Annotated in this window: 16 protein-coding genes; 12 read left to right on the top strand and 4 right to left on the bottom strand. The window is 66.5% G+C overall.

Going from position 1 to position 16,980, the window contains the following annotated elements:
* The first annotated feature begins 212 nt into the window (after nt 1-212).
* From malQ to A5652_RS25380, 5 genes are all read left to right on the top strand, one after another.
* The gene (gene malQ, locus A5652_RS25400; protein WP_067358542.1) at nt 213-2,378 is read left to right on the top strand and encodes a 4-alpha-glucanotransferase; all 2,166 of its coding nucleotides are present in this window, start codon (nt 213-215) and stop codon (nt 2,376-2,378) included.
* A 35-nt stretch (nt 2,379-2,413) separates the two neighbouring features.
* Nucleotides 2,414-3,295 (top strand): LLM class F420-dependent oxidoreductase, encoded by an 882-nt coding sequence (locus A5652_RS25395; protein WP_067358537.1) that lies wholly within the window; start codon nt 2,414-2,416, stop codon nt 3,293-3,295.
* The gene (locus tag A5652_RS25390) at nt 3,292-3,762 is read left to right on the top strand and encodes a nuclear transport factor 2 family protein (protein ID WP_067358535.1); all 471 of its coding nucleotides are present in this window, start codon (nt 3,292-3,294) and stop codon (nt 3,760-3,762) included. The genes A5652_RS25395 and A5652_RS25390 overlap by 4 nt, the downstream gene beginning before the upstream one ends.
* Before the next feature lie 297 nt (nt 3,763-4,059).
* The gene (locus A5652_RS25385; RefSeq protein ID WP_067358565.1) at nt 4,060-5,802 is read left to right on the top strand and encodes a molybdopterin-dependent oxidoreductase; all 1,743 of its coding nucleotides are present in this window, start codon (nt 4,060-4,062) and stop codon (nt 5,800-5,802) included.
* Between the two features lie 102 nt (nt 5,803-5,904).
* Nucleotides 5,905-6,180 carry a hypothetical protein gene (locus tag A5652_RS25380; RefSeq protein ID WP_067358532.1) on the top strand — a complete coding sequence of 92 codons (276 nt, stop codon included), beginning with the start codon at nt 5,905-5,907 and terminating at the stop codon, nt 6,178-6,180.
* Nucleotides 6,181-6,188: 8 nt separating this feature from the next.
* Here the strand turns inward: A5652_RS25380 and A5652_RS25375 are convergent, their stop codons facing one another.
* Nucleotides 6,189-6,617 (bottom strand): SRPBCC family protein, encoded by a 429-nt coding sequence (locus A5652_RS25375; RefSeq protein WP_082984078.1) that lies wholly within the window; start codon nt 6,615-6,617, stop codon nt 6,189-6,191.
* An 81-nt stretch (nt 6,618-6,698) separates the two neighbouring features.
* Nucleotides 6,699-7,256 (bottom strand): hypothetical protein, encoded by a 558-nt coding sequence (locus tag A5652_RS25370; protein ID WP_067358530.1) that lies wholly within the window; start codon nt 7,254-7,256, stop codon nt 6,699-6,701.
* A gap of 227 nt (nt 7,257-7,483) precedes the next feature.
* Here A5652_RS25370 and A5652_RS25365 point away from each other — a divergent pair, with 227 nt between their 5' ends.
* Nucleotides 7,484-9,313 carry a DUF4407 domain-containing protein gene (locus tag A5652_RS25365; protein ID WP_067358561.1) on the top strand — a complete coding sequence of 610 codons (1,830 nt, stop codon included), beginning with the start codon at nt 7,484-7,486 and terminating at the stop codon, nt 9,311-9,313.
* 116 nt (nt 9,314-9,429) lie between these two features.
* Here A5652_RS25365 and A5652_RS25360 read toward each other — a convergent pair whose 3' ends face one another.
* Nucleotides 9,430-9,717: an ANTAR domain-containing protein gene (locus A5652_RS25360; protein WP_067358528.1), complete on the bottom strand. Its 288-nt coding sequence runs from the start codon at nt 9,715-9,717 to the stop codon at nt 9,430-9,432.
* Nucleotides 9,718-9,980: 263 nt separating this feature from the next.
* Nucleotides 9,981-11,213 carry a CaiB/BaiF CoA-transferase family protein gene (locus tag A5652_RS25355; protein WP_067358526.1) on the bottom strand — a complete coding sequence of 411 codons (1,233 nt, stop codon included), beginning with the start codon at nt 11,211-11,213 and terminating at the stop codon, nt 9,981-9,983.
* A gap of 282 nt (nt 11,214-11,495) precedes the next feature.
* Between A5652_RS25355 and A5652_RS25350 the strand changes: the two genes are divergently transcribed.
* The 6 genes from A5652_RS25350 to A5652_RS25325 form a co-directional block, all read left to right on the top strand.
* Nucleotides 11,496-12,359 carry a mycofactocin-coupled SDR family oxidoreductase gene (locus A5652_RS25350; protein WP_067358524.1) on the top strand — a complete coding sequence of 288 codons (864 nt, stop codon included), beginning with the start codon at nt 11,496-11,498 and terminating at the stop codon, nt 12,357-12,359.
* A 43-nt stretch (nt 12,360-12,402) separates the two neighbouring features.
* Nucleotides 12,403-13,392, top strand: coding sequence for a thiamine pyrophosphate-dependent dehydrogenase E1 component subunit alpha (locus A5652_RS25345; RefSeq protein ID WP_067358522.1), 990 nt, complete (start codon nt 12,403-12,405; stop codon nt 13,390-13,392).
* 9 nt (nt 13,393-13,401) lie between these two features.
* On the top strand, nt 13,402-14,400 hold the full coding sequence (locus A5652_RS25340; protein ID WP_067358520.1) for an alpha-ketoacid dehydrogenase subunit beta: 999 nt from the start codon (nt 13,402-13,404) through the stop codon (nt 14,398-14,400).
* A complete protein-coding gene (locus tag A5652_RS25335; RefSeq protein ID WP_067123242.1) occupies nt 14,393-14,629 on the top strand; it encodes a biotin/lipoyl-containing protein in 237 nt (78 codons plus the stop codon). The genes A5652_RS25340 and A5652_RS25335 overlap by 8 nt, the downstream gene beginning before the upstream one ends.
* Nucleotides 14,630-14,648: 19 nt before the next feature.
* The gene (locus A5652_RS25330; protein WP_067358518.1) at nt 14,649-15,521 is read left to right on the top strand and encodes an enoyl-CoA hydratase-related protein; all 873 of its coding nucleotides are present in this window, start codon (nt 14,649-14,651) and stop codon (nt 15,519-15,521) included.
* Between the two features lie 8 nt (nt 15,522-15,529).
* On the top strand, nt 15,530-16,980 hold a 1,451-nt coding region (locus A5652_RS25325), incomplete at its 3' end, for an AMP-binding protein (RefSeq protein WP_067358517.1).

The raw sequence follows: 16,980 nt of genomic DNA, 5'->3' as shown, positions 1-16,980 counted from the left end.
TGGCAGTTTCTTTTCCCCCAGGGATGAGCTCACCGTATCCTTGTCTCCTTGGAGCATCGTAGTTGCCGCGCGGCCTTCCGTCCTGTCGAGCGCAAAGCACCGGCGCCCGCAGCAGACGTTCATCAGGGACAAGCCACCGCCCAGCAAAGAATGGGCTGACTTGCGCCGGGTCCGAGTCGCTGGTTCGCGAATCCTGGCAGCAAGATGGCGGTATGACTGAACTCGCGCCGTCGCTGATCGAACTTGCCCGGAGATACGGCATCGCGACGGATTACGAGGACTGGACAGGCCAGCGGGTGCGGGTTTCCGAGGCCACGCTGAAGGCCGTGTTGGGTTCCCTCGGCGTCGCGGCCGATACCGAGCAGGAGCGCAACGTCGCGCTGACCGCGAAGTTGCGGTCGCATTGGGCGCGCCGGCTGCCGGCGACCATCGTCGGGCGTACCGGCGAGCCGATCCGGTTCTGGGCCCACGTCACCCATGGCGATCCGGCCGAGGTGTGGTTGCAGCTCGAAGACGGCACGGTGCGCGCCGGCGTCGAACAGGTGGACAACTTCACCCCGCCGTTCGACTTGGACGGCCGCTGGGTCGGCGAGGCCAGCTTTCTGCTGCCCGCCCATCTGCCGCTGGGCTATCACCGGGTACACCTGCGCTCCGGCGACTCGGAGACCAGCACCGCGCTGATCGTCACGCCGGACTGGCTAGGGCTGCCGGAGCGCCTGGGCTCCCGCCGCGGGTGGGGCCTGGCCGCTCAGCTTTATAGCGTGCGGTCACGGCAGTCGTGGGGTGTCGGCGATCTGACCGATCTGACCGACCTGGCGGTGTGGTCGGCGTCGCGCCATGGCGCCGACTATCTCTTGGTCAATCCGCTGCACGCGGCGGCCCCGACCAAGCCGATGGAGCCTTCGCCGTACCTGCCGACCTCGCGGCGCTTCTTCAACCCGATTTACCTTCACGTCGAGGCGGTCCCCGAATTCGCCGACCTGACGAAGCGCAGCCGGGTCCGCCGGCTGCGCTCCGAGGTCCAGCAGCTTGCCGGCCGCGTCGACGCCATCGACCGCGACAGCTCATGGGCGGCGAAGCGGGCAGCACTCAAGCTGCTGCATCAGGAACCGCGGTCGGCGGGTCGGGAGCTGTCCTACGCCGCGTTCCGCGACCGCGAGGGCCGCGCCCTGGACGACTTCGCCACCTGGTGCGCGCTGGCCGAAAAGTATGGCGCGGACTGGCGTTCCTGGCCCGAAGCGCTACAGCACCCGGACGCGTCCGGGGTTGCGGAGTTCGTCAAAAAGCATTCGGACACAGTCGATTTCCACCGCTGGCTGCAATGGCAACTCGACGAGCAGCTTGCCGCGGCGCAGTCACAGGCGATCCGGGCCGGCATGTCGCTGGGGATCATGCATGACCTGGCCGTGGGCGTGCACCCCAGCGGCGCAGACACCTGGGCGCTGCAGGATGTGATGGCGCTGGGCGTGACCGCCGGCGCGCCGCCGGACGAGTTCAACCAGCTCGGCCAGGACTGGTCCCAGCCGCCCTGGCGCCCAGACCGGTTGGACGAGCACGAGTATCGGCCTTTTCGCGCGTTGATCCGCGCGGTGTTGCGCCATGCCGGTGGGGTGCGCATCGACCACATCATCGGGCTGTTCCGCCTCTGGTGGATCCCGCGGGGTAACTCACCCACCGAAGGCACCTACGTTCGGTACGACCACGAAGCCATGATCGGCATCGTCGCGCTGGAAGCGCACCGGGCCGACGCGGTCGTCGTCGGCGAGGATCTCGGCACGGTCGAGCCGTGGGTGCGCGACTACCTTTTGTTGCGCGGGTTGCTGGGGACCTCGATCCTCTGGTTCGAGTTGGACCGCGACGACCCAAGTGCCGGCGGAGCTCCGCTCCGCGCTGAGCGTTGGCGCGAGTACTGCCTGTCCTCGGTCACCACGCACGATCTGCCTCCGACGGCCGGCTATCTGGCGGGTGACCATGTGCGGCTGCGCGATTCGCTCGGTCTGCTGACCCGTCCCGCCGAAGAGGAGCTGGAGTCCGGCCGGGCCGAGCTGGCGGCGTGGATGGCCGAGCTGCGGCGGGTCGGGTTGCTCGAGGAAGGCGAAGAAGAACCCGAGCAGGTCGTGGTGGCCCTGTACCGCTACCTGGGCAGGACGCCGTCACGCCTGCTGGGCGTGGCGCTGACGGACGCCGTCGGTGACCGCCGGACCCAGAATCAGCCCGGCACCACCGACGAGTACCCCAACTGGCGGGTGCCGCTGACCGGTCCCGACGGGCGCGCGGTGATGCTGGAGGACGTGTTCGCCGATCGCCGCACCGCCGCGCTCGCCGAGGCCGTGCGGGCGGCGATCGCGCCGGTCGCCGCGGAAAGCGCGGCCCGCTAGTCGTCCCGGCTCGAGCCTTGTTAGCTTCGAAAACCATGAAGGTCTCAGTCGTGGCCCCGGTCGGCGACAGTGTCACCGCGGACCCCGACTGGATGGTGGCCTTCGCGCGCCACCTCGAAGCGTGCGGGTTCGAATCAATCGTCGCTGTCGAACACACCGTGTTGGTCACCCGCTACGACAGCGTCTATCCCTACGACAATTCGGGACGCGTCGGCCTGGCACCGGACTGCCCCATCCCGGATCCGCTTGACCTGCTTGCGTTTCTGGCCGGCCACACCAGCCGCCTTGGGCTGGCCACCGGCGTGCTGGTGCTGCCCAACCACCACCCGGTGGTGCTGGCCAAGCGGGCCGCCACCGTCGACGCCCTGTCGGGTGGCAGGCTGCGGCTGTGTGTGGGCGTGGGCTGGCTCAAGGAGGAGCTGGCCGCCTGCGATGTGGACTTCGAGAGCCGGGGCCGGCGGGCGAATGAGCAGCTCGCCGTCATGCGGGAGTTGTGGGCTCAGCGGCCCGACGGAGCGTCCTTCACGGGCGAGTTCTTCGACTTCGAGAATGTCATGTGCTACCCGAAACCCGTTGCCGCGGAGCGTCTCCCGATTCACATCGGCGGACACAGCCGAGCCGCCGCGCGCCGCGCCGGACGCCTTGGCGACGGCTTCCAGCCGCTGGGCGTCACCGGGCCCCGGCTCGCGTCGCTGATCGCGCTCATGCGCGACGAGGCATCGTCGGCGGACCGTGACCCGGCGACGCTCGAGGTGTCATTGGGGCACGCGGTCACCAAGGTAGATGCCGAGCGCGCGGCCGCCCTCGTCGACCAGGGTGCCGACCGTCTGGTGCTGGCCATGCCGCCGACCACTGACATCGAGCACGCGAAGGACCTGTTGTCGGCGAGTGCGCAACGGCTGTCGTTGAGCTCATGACGCTTCCGGCCGAACAGCGGACCGCACTGAGCGATCTGGTGCACCGGTATGCCGCCTACGTCGATGACCGCGAATTCGCCGCTGCTGCAGAACTTTTCACTGACGATGCCGAGCTGTTGGTGCCCGCGCCCCCAGCCGATCTGCGGCCGGTCCAGGCGCATCGCGGCCGGCCGTCCATCACCACCGCGGTCGCGGCCGTCGCCGCGGTCGCCCGCACCGAGCACGCGGTCATCGGTGAGGTGTACGACGCGTTCGCGCAGCCCGGTACCGCCCGCGGGCGAATCGCTGCCGTCGCGCACCACTGGAACCAGCGCGACGACGACCTGGTAGACGTGGCGTGGCACCTGCGCTACGACGACGAGTATCTCTTGACCGACGCGGGTTGGCGGATCAGCCGCCGGTTATTGACGATCAACGCCATCGAGACCCACCCGGTGCGGCGCCTGTTGCCTCGCGACACCGTCTAGCGACGGCTGCTAGGAGGTTATGACAGAATTCACAGCAATCGGCAAGGAAACCGAGTTTGCGGAGGGATTCAGGTTTTCCGGAGGTAGTTGCGGGAGCAGTCATCTACACCGAGTCAGATTCTGCCCCCAGGCAACTGTTGTCGACGAACACCCGGCCGGAAGGGGGGCCGCGGCGGGCCCTTTTTTCCAATCTGACTTGGATTTATTCGGGCTTCTTGGTGTATTTTCAAGCCCGTGACGCAGGCCGAAAGCAAACACGTTGATCCGGTGGGGAACGGCTCAGTCTCGACGGCGGCGGTGGGCACCCCGCTGACGTCCGATCCCGATTATCGGAACGAGATACATACCGCCCACGACACTATCGATGTCGAGCATTACGGCGGTGGCTTCGATCTCAGCAGGCGGGCCACCGCTCCCAAGCTGCGGGTTGGACGGGACCGCTGGTTCAACCTGTTGTGGTTGATCCCGATCGGCTTTGCCGTGTTGATCGCGTCGGTGGCGATCGGCAAAGGCCTGCACAATGTGCCCGCGGTGCAGTCGTTCATCGCGCGTTATCCCGGCACCGACAGCGCCGGTGTTCCCACGGGCTTACCGGCTTGGATCGGCTGGACGCATTTCTTCAACCTCTTCATGATGATGTTCATCATCAGGACGGGGATCCAGATTCTCTGCGACCACCCGCGGCTGTACTTCAGCCGCAACGCGACCCCGGGCAAGGACGAGTGGCTGCGGGTCGGCCCGCCCGTGCCGGACGACGAACTGTGGACCGCCAACGCCGACACCGTCGCACTGCCGCCGCAACTCGGACTGCCGGGATTTCGGCACTCCATCGGATTGGCGCGGTGGTGGCACCTCGGCGTCGACGTGTTGTGGCTCCTCAACGGGGCGGTCTTCTACGTGCTGTTGTTCACAACCGGACAGTGGCGCCACATCGTGCCGACCAGCTGGGACGTCTTCCCCAACGCAGCGTCAGTAGCGATTCAGTACATGTCGCTGGACTGGCCGATCGACAACGGCTGGGTCGCTTACAACGGCTTGCAGTTGCTGGCCTACTTCACCACCGTCTTCATCGCCGCCCCGGCCGCGCTGATCACCGGCCTTGGGATGTCGCCGGCGCTGTCGCAGCGCGTTCATTGGCTGAGCAAACGCCTGAGCATTCAGCACGCACGCTCGCTGCACTTCGTGGTGCTGGTGTACTTCCTGTTCTTCATCCTGGTGCACGTGACGATGGTGTTGACGACCGAGGCCCTGCGGAATCTCAACCACATGTTCGCCGCCCGCGACGACAACAGCTGGGTTGGCTTCGGGATCTTCGCCGCGGCCATGGTGGTGACCGCGATTGCGTGGGTTTGGGCTACTCCTTTCACCATCAAGCACCCCCGGGTGGTGCAGCGGGTCGGCTACGCGCTGGTGGGTCCCTTCCAACGGGTGCTCGAGCAGCTGGACCCCAAGCCCGGCGCCTTCACCGAAAAGGACATCTCGCCGCACCACTGGCGCAATGGGCGCCTGCCGGAGACCGTCGAATACAAGGAGCTGGAGCGCGACGACTTCAAGGACTGGCGGCTGAAGGTCTACGGCCTGGTCGAGCACCCGATGGAATTCTCGCTCGAGGATTTGATGGCGCTGCCCTACCACGAGCAGATCAGCCAGCACTTCTGCATCCAGGCGTGGTCAGGCGTCGCCAAATGGGGTGGCGTGCAGATGAAAACGATCATGGACATCGTCAAACCGCTTCCCGAAGCGAAATGGGCGGTCTTCTATTCGATGGGTCTGGGCGCCACGGGTGGCATCTACTACAACGCCCACCACATCGGTCAGATGGACCACCACATGACGATGCTGGCCTACAACATGAACGGCCAGCAGCTTCCCTACATGCACGGCAGGCCGCTGCGGCTGCGCAACGAATTGCAGCACGGCTTCAAATTGGTGAAGTGGATCAAAGGCATCGAGTTCGTCGCCGACTACCGCGACATCGGCAGCGGTTACGGCGGCTACAGCGAGGACCACAAGTACTTCGGGCGCCACCAAACACTCTGACCGCGGGCACGCGTCACCTCCGCCAAGTCGTTTGTCCGAACGGCCTTTCGGGTAGCTGAAAACACATCGGTCGAAACGGATGTGACAGCAGAGGAGACGCCAATGAGGCACAGCCCTGTCGACCACGATCGGACCGCGGGCCGGTATCCGCACGGATTGGCCGCGGCGCGAACACCCGGGCTGCTCGTGGTCGCGGCGGCCGCGCTGGCGTTCGCGGTCTGCGTGACGAATTTCGCCCTCGGCGAGGCAGGCGCGGGCGTTGTTTCCGCCATCATCTCCATGCTCGGGTTCGGGGCCGGTCTGTCCTGGCTTGCCATGGACGGCAGGCGAATCCGCGACGCCGAACGGGAATTGGTCCTCGGCCGAAGAATGCGATAGCGGAGCGGCTATCGCAGGGCCGCGAGGTTGTTCACAGACTTTTGTACGTCGGAGCGCAGCACCCGGGCGACCAATCCTCCGACCGGTCCACTGAGTAATCCGCCACCGAGGTCGGCGGTGAGGTGGAACGTCGACCCGGGGTGATCGTCGGTGACGTTCATCGCCACCGTGAGGCGGATACCGCCACGCCCGCGTCCCTGCAGCTCAATCGCTTTGGGCTCGTCGTAGCGGGTGACCTTCCAGTGGATGACGTTGCGGAAGCCCTTGACCTTGACGCACGACGACACACACGTGCCCTCTTCGATCGTGTCGGGCACCGGCCCCCGCCACCCGGCGAAAATCGTCATCCACTCATCGAATCGATCCAGGTCGGACGCCAGCTTCCAAGCGGCCTCCGGTTCCACCTGCGACGACACCGAGACATCTACGCGAGCCAACGTCTTCCTCCCTGGCGATTAGAACGCACAACCATGGCTGGGTACCCCGACGGCGTCGCGCGTATTCGTAAGCCGGACCGCTCAGGGCCAGACCTGCTCCAGTTGCTGGGACACGTCGATGATCTGCGCCGCCTGTGATTGGGGCGCGTCGATCTCGGTGGCGACATAGTGCGCGATGAATCGCCGGATCTCACCGTCGACACCGGCCAAGATCCGCAGCACCTCGCCACGTATCGACTTGGATGAGACGTTGACGGTGATGTCGGAAGGCCGCGGTTTGGCGACATCGACGATCAGCAACAGTGGTTCGGCCGCTCGCGCGGTCGCGCGCAATTGAATATCCCCGGACACCACAAAACGTTGCTTGTCGAGCCATAGGTCGACCAGCAGGTCGATCGAGAGCGGAATGTGAATGACGAAGGTGATGCTCTCCCCCAGCCGGCGTGTCACCCGGGGCTCTTGAATTTTGACGTTGGCACTCACTTTGGCGATCCGCCCGGGCCCCTGGGCAATCGGCTCCATGGCGAACTCGCTACCGGCGATGTCGGCGAGCGCCGCGGCGACCCGCTCCGGAGTGACGGCGACCTCGAAGAACCTGCGGCCAAACTCTTCGTAGGTGACATAATCGTGATTCGTCATAGGCTTATACCGTCTCATGTCGCCTGCCGGAACGGTCGCTGATCTGCTCGCGTCGCACGAATCGCGCGTCAGATCCCCTCTCGTCGGACCAGCAAACCCAATCGGTGCCGGGGGGCGATCAGTGTCGATTCCGCGGATTTGTGAAGCGCATCACAGACGAGGCGCTTCGATTCGATCTGTCGGGCGGTCGCCTGCAAGGCTTGATGGTGGAGGTGTTTTTCAGTCTCATGCCCCAGGAACTAACTGAACAGCGCGCGGGCCTGGCGCAGGTCTCGGCGGCCCTCATCTGGCTCGGTGGCGGACACCGGCGCGAGCTGGGTGAGCGTCACGAACGGTCCACCCACGCCGTCGCCGGCGCGGTCGTGTTGTCGGGTGCGGCGCTGGCCTGGCTGGTGGCGACGCTGGCGATCAGCGAGTCGGCTCGCTGGCCGCTGCCGGCCGTCCTGCCGCTCACCCTTGTCTTCGGCCTGCTGGTCGGCGCCGTCGCCCGCGGCACCATCCCTGGGCCGGAACGGAGCCGCCCCGGTGTCGTGGGCCGCGCCGCCGTGGCGGCGGCGGTGGGCGTCGTCGTCGGTGAACTTGCGGGGCTGGCCATACTGTCCAGCTCGATCGACCATCGTCTCGACGAACGAGCATCGCGCAACGCCGAATCGGCCCCCACCGTCGCGCAGGCGTCGGCGTCCCTGCAGCAATCCAGGGCCGCCCGCTCCGAGCTCGACAACGCGGTCGCGCAGGCCCATGACCGCCAGGACAAGGCCTTGGTCGTCGCCCGCTGCGAATACCATCCCACGCCCGGCTGCCCGGCGACCCGGATCACCGGTGATCCCGGCGCCGGACCGGAAACACGCACGGCCAACGAGCTGCTCGCGGATGCCCAGCATGAGTTGGACACCGCGCTGGCGGCGCGGGACAGCCGCGCACCGGACCTGGACGCCACGATTTCACGAGAAGAGCTAGCGCTGCGGGACGCACGCAGCGGTGTCGTGGCGGACGCGGACCACGGCCTGGGCGCACGTTGGGTCGCGATGAACGACATCACTGCCGCCGGCGCCGGGGCACTGACCCTGCGGCTGGTGACGATCGCGCTGTGCGTGCTGCTTTACGTGACGCCCCTGATCCTGAGTCTGTGGCGCGGTGAGACCACCCACGATCGCCGTGCGTCCTCCCGTGCCGCGCGTGAACGCGCCGAACTCGACGCGGACACCGCCATCGCGGTCAAGCGTGCCGAGGTGCGCCGCGAGGCCGAAATCCTCTGGGCCGAGCACCAACTGACGCAGGCTCGGCTTGCCATTGCCGCGCAGACCGAGATCGACCGCGAGGCGCAACGCCGCCGGGTTTCCGAGGCGTTGGACGCTGCGGTGCACGCGCCGTCGCAGCGAGCCTTCGGCCCGGGCGACGACGACGTGTATCTGCCGATCGCCGCCGAGGCCGAGGCGGCCAGCCGGGCGATCGCCCAACTGCCCGCTCCGGAACCGGCCGCGACTATTGCCCAAACCCCAGAGATTCCGGAGAACCTGCCTGCTCCCGCGTCGCCGGCCGGCGAGGTCGAAGCTCACGAGGAACATCATGCCCCGTTGATCCCGTCGATCCCGGACGCCACCAGGAGCGCAGCCCGCTGGATTCGCCCGCTGGTGCCGCCGATCGTGGCGAAGGTGATCGACACCACCACCGCGCCGCTGCGCACCGCCCGCCAGGCCTTCGAAGGCGTCCTCGAAGAAACCGAGGAAATCACGTTCACCCTCAAGCGCTCCCGCAAGGTGGCGGTCAACTCCGAGGCAACGGGCACCCAGCTGTCTGGGCACCCAGCGAGTGCTGAAACAAGCTCGGCGAAAACGGAATTCGTCACCTCATCGCGGCAAGAACCCCGGAGCCGAGCACGCCGGCAGATGGCGGGTCGCGATTCCGCATCGCCCTTGCCACGGCGGTCCGGCGATGATCCGGGGCGGTTGTCCGTGGAATCCGCCGACGGCGCCCATCGGCGAGCGCTGACGAAGCGTGACGGGCCACCGGAATTGGATCCGCCCGATGGCCCGCGCCAGCTGCCGCCGCCGAAATAGCCTGCCGTTAGTCGAGAGCCAAAGCGCTACCGTCCGAATAGGCTGTCGGATCGATGGGTAGTTGGAAGCGGCCGGGCAACCCCTCGAAGCTCGGCCGCCCCAACGTCTTGGCGCCGTCAATAGGTCAGAGCGGCGGATTTGAATAGCGCGCCCCACTCGTGGCGGGCTGCGGACTGCGCGTCGACGAAGCTGGGAGTCTTCTCGCCGTCGCCGGCCAAATGGACCAGCGCCCATGCCATGGCGAATACCGGTACCTTGTGCCGTATCGCCGCGCTGTGCAATTCGTCCAAAGCGGCATCGGAAGGACACCGGCGAAGCCCGATGAGAATGCCCCGCGCGGTGTCGAGAATGCGACCCGAATTCGGGCCACACGAAGTTTGGGCGGGGACCCAGTTCGACGTCATGCTGTGTGATACCTCCTGCTGCGCCCTTGCGAAACCGCTATTCGCATAGCGGCAGGAATTTGTGCGGTACGCTTCGTCGCGGCCGCAATCCCCAAAAAGCGCCCTGTGCAATGATTTGCGGATCCGTCGCGTTGTGCCAGTCCACCATTGACATTGAGACACGGCCGTGACCGTATCGGAATCGGTTGCTCATCAAGAAAATCGCGACAGATGGTATCGGAAAAGGCTGTGAAGCAGCGCAATTACCGGTTGCACCTTGCGCACTAGAGAATGGCCTTGGACTCCTTGGCCTTGGCGATGTCGTCCCAGTCGATGTCGAGTTCCAGCAGGATCTCCTCGGTATGCTGCCCGTGCTCCGGGGCGCGCGCGGGAGCAGGCGGCGTCTCGTTGAATTGCACTGGCGCGGCAACGATTCGGTACTTCTCACCGTGGTCGTCGACGTTGGTGACCACGTATCCGTTCGGTTCGACTTGCGGGTCGTTGAGGGTTTCGCGCGGGGTGGCCAGCGCGCCCCACACGCCCGGCTCGTCTTCGAGCACCGCCTGCCAGTGTGCGAGGTCGTGACGCGCGAAAGTATTCGCCAACAGCTCGGTCGCCAGCGCCGCATTGGCGATCAGGTTGCCGGACGGGACGAATCGCTCATCGTCGGCCAGTTCCGCAAGTCCCATGCGCTGGCAGAAGCCCGCCCAGAACTTGTCGGGCTGCAGAAACACCAGCTGGATCCACCGCCCGTCTTTGGTCTTGTACCGGTTGACGAGCGGATTGATGGCCAGCCCCGGCGGTGCGCCCGGAATGCCATCGATATCGAAGAAGTCGGCGGCCGAAATCGATGGCGCGATTGACCACATCGCCTGCGCCAGCAGCGAGGAGTCGACTATGGTCGGTTCGCCGGTGCGCTCCCGATGAAACAGCGCCGCGCACACCCCACCGGCCAGCGTTGCGCCGCCCTGCAAGTCACCGAAGCCGGGCCCCTGGACCGCGGGGGTCTCGCTGCCGAACGGCGTGAGCGTGTAGGCGACCCCACCGCGCGCCAGATACGTCGCGGCATCGAATCCGCCCCGATCGCGATCGGGACCGCGGACGCCCAGGCCGGTGCCCCGCGCGATGATGATCTTCGGGTTGAACGAGCGGATGTCCTCGACGGTCAGCCGGGCCCGTTCGAGCGCGCCTGGCAGCCAATTGGTCAAGAACACATCCGCACTGGCCAATAGCCGGCCGAACAGCTCCCTGCCCGTATCCGATTTGATGTCGATGGCGATGCTGCGCTTGCCGCGGTTGCCCAGCTCGAGAATGAAGTCGGCATCCGGGCGGGCCGCTTGCCGGGTGAACCCGCCGACGACCAGCGCCCGCCCGGGATCGCCCGTGGCGACGCCTTCCACCTTGATGACGTCGGCGCCCCAGTCCGACAGGGCGGCACCGGCAGAGGGCACGTAGGTCCACGAGGCCAATTCGACAATCCGCACACCTTGAAGGACTCCTGCGTGCAGGCCAGACATCGCCACTCCTCCGTCGGGTCCATTCCTTGCTATTTTAGATATTCTAGCTAGTCTTGGGCGTAGTGATAGCCCATCTGCAGGTCAGCGCAGGTTTTCGTGGAAGAGATGCGATGGAGCCGACGGAAGGTCTCAGTTCGACGCCCGCCGCGTTGACTGGGTGCCGTAGTCCGGCGCGGACGGGCGAGCAGTCGATTCATTCCCGCCGCAGAAGCAGCCGATGCAGTGAATGGCGTTGGGCCCCAGCGCGGGTCGTGGTGTAGACACACGGACGAAGGACGGGCGATGGGCAGGGTAACGGGCAAGGTGGCCGTGATCAGTGGCGCCGCGCGCGGTCAGGGCCGCTCACACGCGCGAATGCTGGCCGCCGAAGGCGCGGACATCATTGCCGTAGACCTCTGCGCGGACATCGACACCAATGAGTATCCCCTGGCGCGCCCCGAGGACCTGGACGAAACGGCGCGGCTGGTGGAAAAGGAGGGGCAGCGCGCCTACACCGCGATCGCCGACGTCCGCGACCGCGTCGCGCTGTCCACGGCCATCGACGAGGGCGTCGCCGAGTTCGGCCACCTCGATGTCGTGGTGGCCAACGCCGGCATCTGCCCATTGACCGCGGGCCTGCCACCGAAGGCTTTCGCCGACGCGGTGGACGTGGATTTGGTCGGCGTGCTCAACCTCGTCCATGCCAGCCTCAAACACCTCGAGGCCGGCGCGTCGATCGTGGTGATCGGTTCCAACGCCGCCTTCATGTCGTCGATGAACACCACCGGCATCGACGGCGGCCCCGGCCGGGCCGGGTATGCCTTCGCGAAACTGGCTGCCGCGCACTATGTCAACGACTTCGCCCTGGCGCTAGCCCCGTTCTCCATCCGGATGAACGCGGTGCATCCGACGAACGTCAACACCGACATGTTGCACAGTCCGCCGATGTACCGGGCCTTCCGGCCCGACCTGAAGGAGCCGACCCGCGAGGACGCCGAACCCATCTTTCCCTTCGTCCAGGCGATGCCGATCCCCTACGTCGAGCCCGAGGACATCAGCGAGGCGGTGCTGTTCCTGGCATCCGACGCCGCCCGCTATATCACCGGCCAGCAACTCCGGGTGGACGGCGGCGGTTTCCTCAAGGTCAAGCCGTGGTCGGGCGCGTGACGGCAGTGTCACCAATCGGGCTGCACCACAACGGGACTGCGCGATGACCGACGAGCGCTCGATGCAACGGCGCATGTATGAGCTCATGGTGCTGATGAAGGCGGCCGACGACCGGCTGTCCAAGGGGATCGGCACCGGCGAATTCATGTGCGTGTACTGGCCGTCGCGCGGTCAGGAGGCAATCGCCGCCGCGATGGGTGTCGCGCTGCGGCCCGACGACCAGCTGGTGACCACCTATCGCGGATTGCACGACCTCATCGGCAAGGGAGTGCCGCTCGAGGAGATCTACGGCGAAATGATGGGCCGGACGGCCGGCGCGAGCCGGGGCAAGGGCGGCACCATGCACATCGCCAAACCCGAGGCCGGCGTGATGCTTTCGACAGGCATCGTCGGAGCCGGGCCACCGGTGGCCGTGGGGCTGGCGATGGCCGCCAAGCGGAAAGGGCTCGATCGTGTCACCGTCGTCAGCTTCGGTGACGGTGCCACCAACACCGGCTCCTTCCATGAGGCGGCCAACATGGCCGCGCTCTGGGACCTGCCCATCGTGTTCGTCTGCCAGAACAATCTGTACGCCGAGATGACACCGACCGGCGACACCATGAAACTCGAGCGGGTGGCCGATCGCGCCGCCGGTTACGGAATGCCGGGTGTTCGCGTCGACGGCAACGACCCGCTGGCGGTAAAGGCCGCGCTCGACGCGGCGCTGCAGCGGGCGCGCGGCTACTCGAATGAACGGGGCCCCACCTTCATCGAGTGCGTGACATTCCGCTTCCGCGGCCACTATTTCGGCGACCGGATGCCCTACATCCCCCCCGAACAACTCGAAGCGGCGATGGCCGCCGACCCGGTGCCGCGCTTCCGGCGCCACCTTGCCGCCGCGGGTGTGTGTGGCGAAGACGAACTCGCCCGAATCGACGACGAGGCACTGGCTGCGGTGGAATCCGCCCTCCAGGCCGTGATGAGCGCGGATCCGCCGACGGCGGACGAACTCGACCGCGACGTGTACGCGACCGGAATCCGGTTCCCGGTCTGAGGATTGGCGATGGACGACAAAGAGATGACGATGCGCGAGGCGCTGAACCTCGCGCTGGATCAGGCGCTAGCGGCCGACGAAAGGGTATTCCTGCTCGGTGAAGACATCGCCGACCCCGGCGCGTCCGGTCCGACAGCGGGGCTGTCCACCAAGTACGGCCACGAGCGCGTCCTCGACACGCCGATTTCGGAGGCCGCGATCCTGGGCGCGGCAATCGGTGCCGCCATCGACGGCTTACTACCGGTGGCTGAGATCATGATCATGGATTTCATCGGCATCGCCGCCGACCAGCTGATCAACAACGCCGCCAAACTGCGGTTCATGACCGCCGGCCGCACGTCGGCGCCGATTACCGTCCGCACCCAGGTCTACGCGGGGCTGGCCACCGGCGCGACGCATTCGCAGAGCCTGGAGGCGTGGTTCATGCACATCCCCGGCATGAAGGTCATCGTGCCGTCCACCCCGCGCGACGGGAAAGGCCTGCTGACGTCGGCGATCTTCGACCCCGACCCCTGCCTGTTCGTCGAAACCATCCGGTTGCAGGGCAAGAAGGGGCCCGTCCCCCTCGACCCCGGCTTCTCCATCCCGCTCGGCCAGGCCGACATCAAGCGGCCCGGCACCGACGTGAGCCTGATCGGCTACGGGCGCTGCGTACACGACGCGCTCACCGCCGCCGGCACGCTGGCCGAGCGCGGCGTCAGCGCCGAGGTCATCGACCTGCGCACGCTGGTGCCGCTGGACGTCGAAACCATCGTCGACTCCGTCCGGCGGACTCGCCGAGCCGTGATCGTGCACGACGCGGTCCAATTCGCGGGTCCAGGAGCCGAAGTCGCCGCGATCCTGTCCGCCGAGTTGTTCGGCGAACTCGCCGCGCCCATCGAGCGCGTCGCCGCACGGTTCGTGCCCAACCCGGCAGCGGCGGCGCTCGAAGCACAGGTGTATCCGTCGCCGGCGCGCATCGTGGAAGCGGCCCAGCGCGCGTGTAAGGGGGCGAACGTGCATGGCTGACTTCATCATTCGCATCCCCCGCGTCTCGGTGGCGGTCTCCGAAGCCGAACTCACCGGACTGCTGGTGGGGGCCGGCGAGCACGTCGAGGCGGGCACGCCGATCTACGTGATCGCCACTGAGAAGGTGGAACAGGAGATCGAAGCGGGAGCGTCCGGCACCGTCAGCTGGACGGGCCAGGTCGGGACCACCTACGACATCGGCGCCGAAATCGGCGTCATCACGTCATAACGAGGAGAGGTAAAGCCTTATGGATCTCAACGAGACCCGCGAGAGAATCATCTACGAAAAAGAGGGCCCGATCGCCCGCGTCACGTTGAACTGGCCGGAGAAGGCCAACGCCCAGGACCAGAAGCTGGCCGAAGAGGTGGACGCCGCGCTGCTGGACGCCGACCGCGACTACGACATCAAAGTGCTGATCATGAAGGCCAACGGCAAGGGCTTCTGCTCGGGACACGCCATCGGCAACAACGCCGTCGACTACCCGGCGTTCGTCGAGGGCGCCAAGGTGATGGGTACGCCGTGGAAACCGCAGACCGACCTGTTCGTTAAGCCGATCCTGAACCTGTGGGAATTCTCCAAGCCAACCATCGCGCAGGTGCACGGGTATTGCGTTGGCGGCGGCACCCATTACGGGCTGACGACGGATATCGTCGTCGCATCGGAGGACGCGTACTTCTCCTACCCGCCCCTGCAGGGTTTCGGCATGCCGTCGGGCGAATGCTCCATCGAGCCTTGGGTGTTCATGAACTGGCGCCGCGCCGCCTATTACCTGTACCTCGCCGAGGTGATCGACGCCAGGAAGGCTCTCGACGTCGGCCTGGTCAACGAGGTCGTCCCGCGCGACCAGCTCGACGATCGGGTCGAGGCCATCGCCCGCCACATCGCCCAGGCGCCGATGACGACCCTGCTGGCCACCAAGGCCAACCTCAAGCGCGCCTGGGAGCTGATGGGCATGCGGGTGCACTGGCAGAGCTCCAACGATCTCGTCGCGCTCGCCTCGATCAGCAAGGATGTGCAGGAGCTGATTCAGACGGTGTTCAAGGACAAGGTGCTGCCATCCGAGCAGGCCCGCCGCCAGGCCGCGGCCGCCGCCCAGACCGACGGCGCCGCAACAACTTAGGACCGCTGGTGAATATCGCCGACCATGCGATGACAGCCGCACAGTCACCGGCCCTGGTCACCGACGGCGGCACGATCTCGTTCGGCGAACTGTACGCCCGCAGCCAACGGGTGGCCGCCGCACTGCACGACGCGGGGCTGCGCCGCGGCGACGGTGTGGCGCTGGTCCTGCCCAACCGGCCGGAGTTCTTCGAAATCACTTGGGGCGCCCAGCTTTCCGGACTATACTACACCGCAGTCAACACCCACTTCATCCCCGACGAGGCCAGCTACGTCATCGACGACTCGGACGCCAAGGCCGTCTTCGTCGATGCCTCGATGCCCGATCTGGCCGCGCACATCCGCGATGCCAACGCCGATGTGGTCGCGCATCTCTGCGTGGGTGGCCCCCTGCCGGGCTGGCGATCCTACGAAGACGCGCTGGGGGCGGCGGGCGAGGCGCCGCCGGCATCGGACGGATCGGAGATGCTCTACTCGTCCGGCACCACGGGACGGCCCAAGGCGGTGCGTCGACCGCTTCCCGTCGACGGCAACGGGTCCTGGGCGCAGTCGGTGCTCGAGATGGCACTGATCCACAAATACGGCATGAGCGCCTCGAGTGTGTACCTGTCCCCCGCGCCGCTGTATCACGCGGCGGGGGTGAACTACACCATGGCGGCCAACCGGGTGGGCGCGGCGTCGATCCTCATGCGCAAGTTCGACGCAGAGGAGGTGTTGCGGCTGATCGAGACCCACCGGGTGACCCACGCGCAGTTCGTCCCGACGATGTTCGTGCGCATGCTCAAGTTGCCCGCGGCTATCCGGGAACGCTACGACGTGTCCAGCTTGCGCTGCGTCATTCACGCGGCGGCACCGTGCCCGGTCGATGTCAAGCACCGGATGATGGAGTGGTTCGGGCCCATAATTCACGAATACTACGGCGGCACAGAGGGATTCGCGGGAACCACGATCGGGCCGCAGGATTGGCTCGCGCATCCGGGTTCGGTGGGGATTCCGATGGCGCCGGTGCACGTGCTCGGCGAAGACGGGCAAGAACTTCCCGTCGGCGAATCCGGCGAGCTCTATTTCGAAGGTGGGCCGGAATTCGAGTACTTCAAGGATCCCGCCAAGACCGCGTCGGTTTACAACGACCGCGGGTGGCGATCGCTCGGCGACATGGGCTATGTCGACCACGACGGATTCCTGTACCTCACCGACCGGTCGACGTTCATGATCGTGTCCGGTGGGGTCAACATCTACCCGCAAGAAGTGGAGAATCTGCTCGTCATGCATCCCAAGCTGCTCGACGCGGCGGTCTTCGGGGTTCCCAACGACGAGTTCGGCGAAGAGGTCAAGGCCGTCGTGCAGCCGGCCGGCGGCGTGGTGCCCGGACCCGAGCTCGAGGCCGAACTCGTCGAGTACTGCCGGGCTCACCTGGCCGGGTACAAGTGCCCGCGCACCGTCGAATTCGGCTCCCTGCC

It is taken from the genome of Mycobacterium sp. 1165178.9 (genome assembly GCF_001673555.1).
GTDB lineage: Bacteria > Actinomycetota > Actinomycetes > Mycobacteriales > Mycobacteriaceae > Mycobacterium.
This window is presented reverse-complemented; position numbering and strand designations above follow the sequence as displayed.

What these genes read in the sequence shown, in the direction of transcription:
- malQ (WP_067358542.1), top strand. Translation starts at nt 213, where the DNA reads ATGACTGAACTCGCGCCGTCGCTGATCGAACTTGCCCGGAGATACGGC.
- A5652_RS25335 (WP_067123242.1), top strand. Translation starts at nt 14,393, where the DNA reads ATGGCTGACTTCATCATTCGCATCCCCCGCGTCTCGGTGGCGGTCTCC.
- A5652_RS25330 (WP_067358518.1), top strand. Translation starts at nt 14,649, where the DNA reads ATGGATCTCAACGAGACCCGCGAGAGAATCATCTACGAAAAAGAGGGC.
- A5652_RS25390 (WP_067358535.1), top strand. Translation starts at nt 3,292, where the DNA reads ATGACGCTTCCGGCCGAACAGCGGACCGCACTGAGCGATCTGGTGCAC.
- A5652_RS25395 (WP_067358537.1), top strand. Translation starts at nt 2,414, where the DNA reads ATGAAGGTCTCAGTCGTGGCCCCGGTCGGCGACAGTGTCACCGCGGAC.
- A5652_RS25380 (WP_067358532.1), top strand. Translation starts at nt 5,905, where the DNA reads ATGAGGCACAGCCCTGTCGACCACGATCGGACCGCGGGCCGGTATCCG.
- A5652_RS25360 (WP_067358528.1), bottom strand. Translation starts at nt 9,717, where the DNA reads ATGACGTCGAACTGGGTCCCCGCCCAAACTTCGTGTGGCCCGAATTCG.
- A5652_RS25365 (WP_067358561.1), top strand. Translation starts at nt 7,484, where the DNA reads ATGCCCCAGGAACTAACTGAACAGCGCGCGGGCCTGGCGCAGGTCTCG.
- A5652_RS25340 (WP_067358520.1), top strand. Translation starts at nt 13,402, where the DNA reads ATGGACGACAAAGAGATGACGATGCGCGAGGCGCTGAACCTCGCGCTG.
- A5652_RS25355 (WP_067358526.1), bottom strand. Translation starts at nt 11,213, where the DNA reads ATGTCTGGCCTGCACGCAGGAGTCCTTCAAGGTGTGCGGATTGTCGAA.
- A5652_RS25370 (WP_067358530.1), bottom strand. Translation starts at nt 7,256, where the DNA reads ATGACGAATCACGATTATGTCACCTACGAAGAGTTTGGCCGCAGGTTC.
- A5652_RS25345 (WP_067358522.1), top strand. Translation starts at nt 12,403, where the DNA reads ATGACCGACGAGCGCTCGATGCAACGGCGCATGTATGAGCTCATGGTG.
- A5652_RS25350 (WP_067358524.1), top strand. Translation starts at nt 11,496, where the DNA reads ATGGGCAGGGTAACGGGCAAGGTGGCCGTGATCAGTGGCGCCGCGCGC.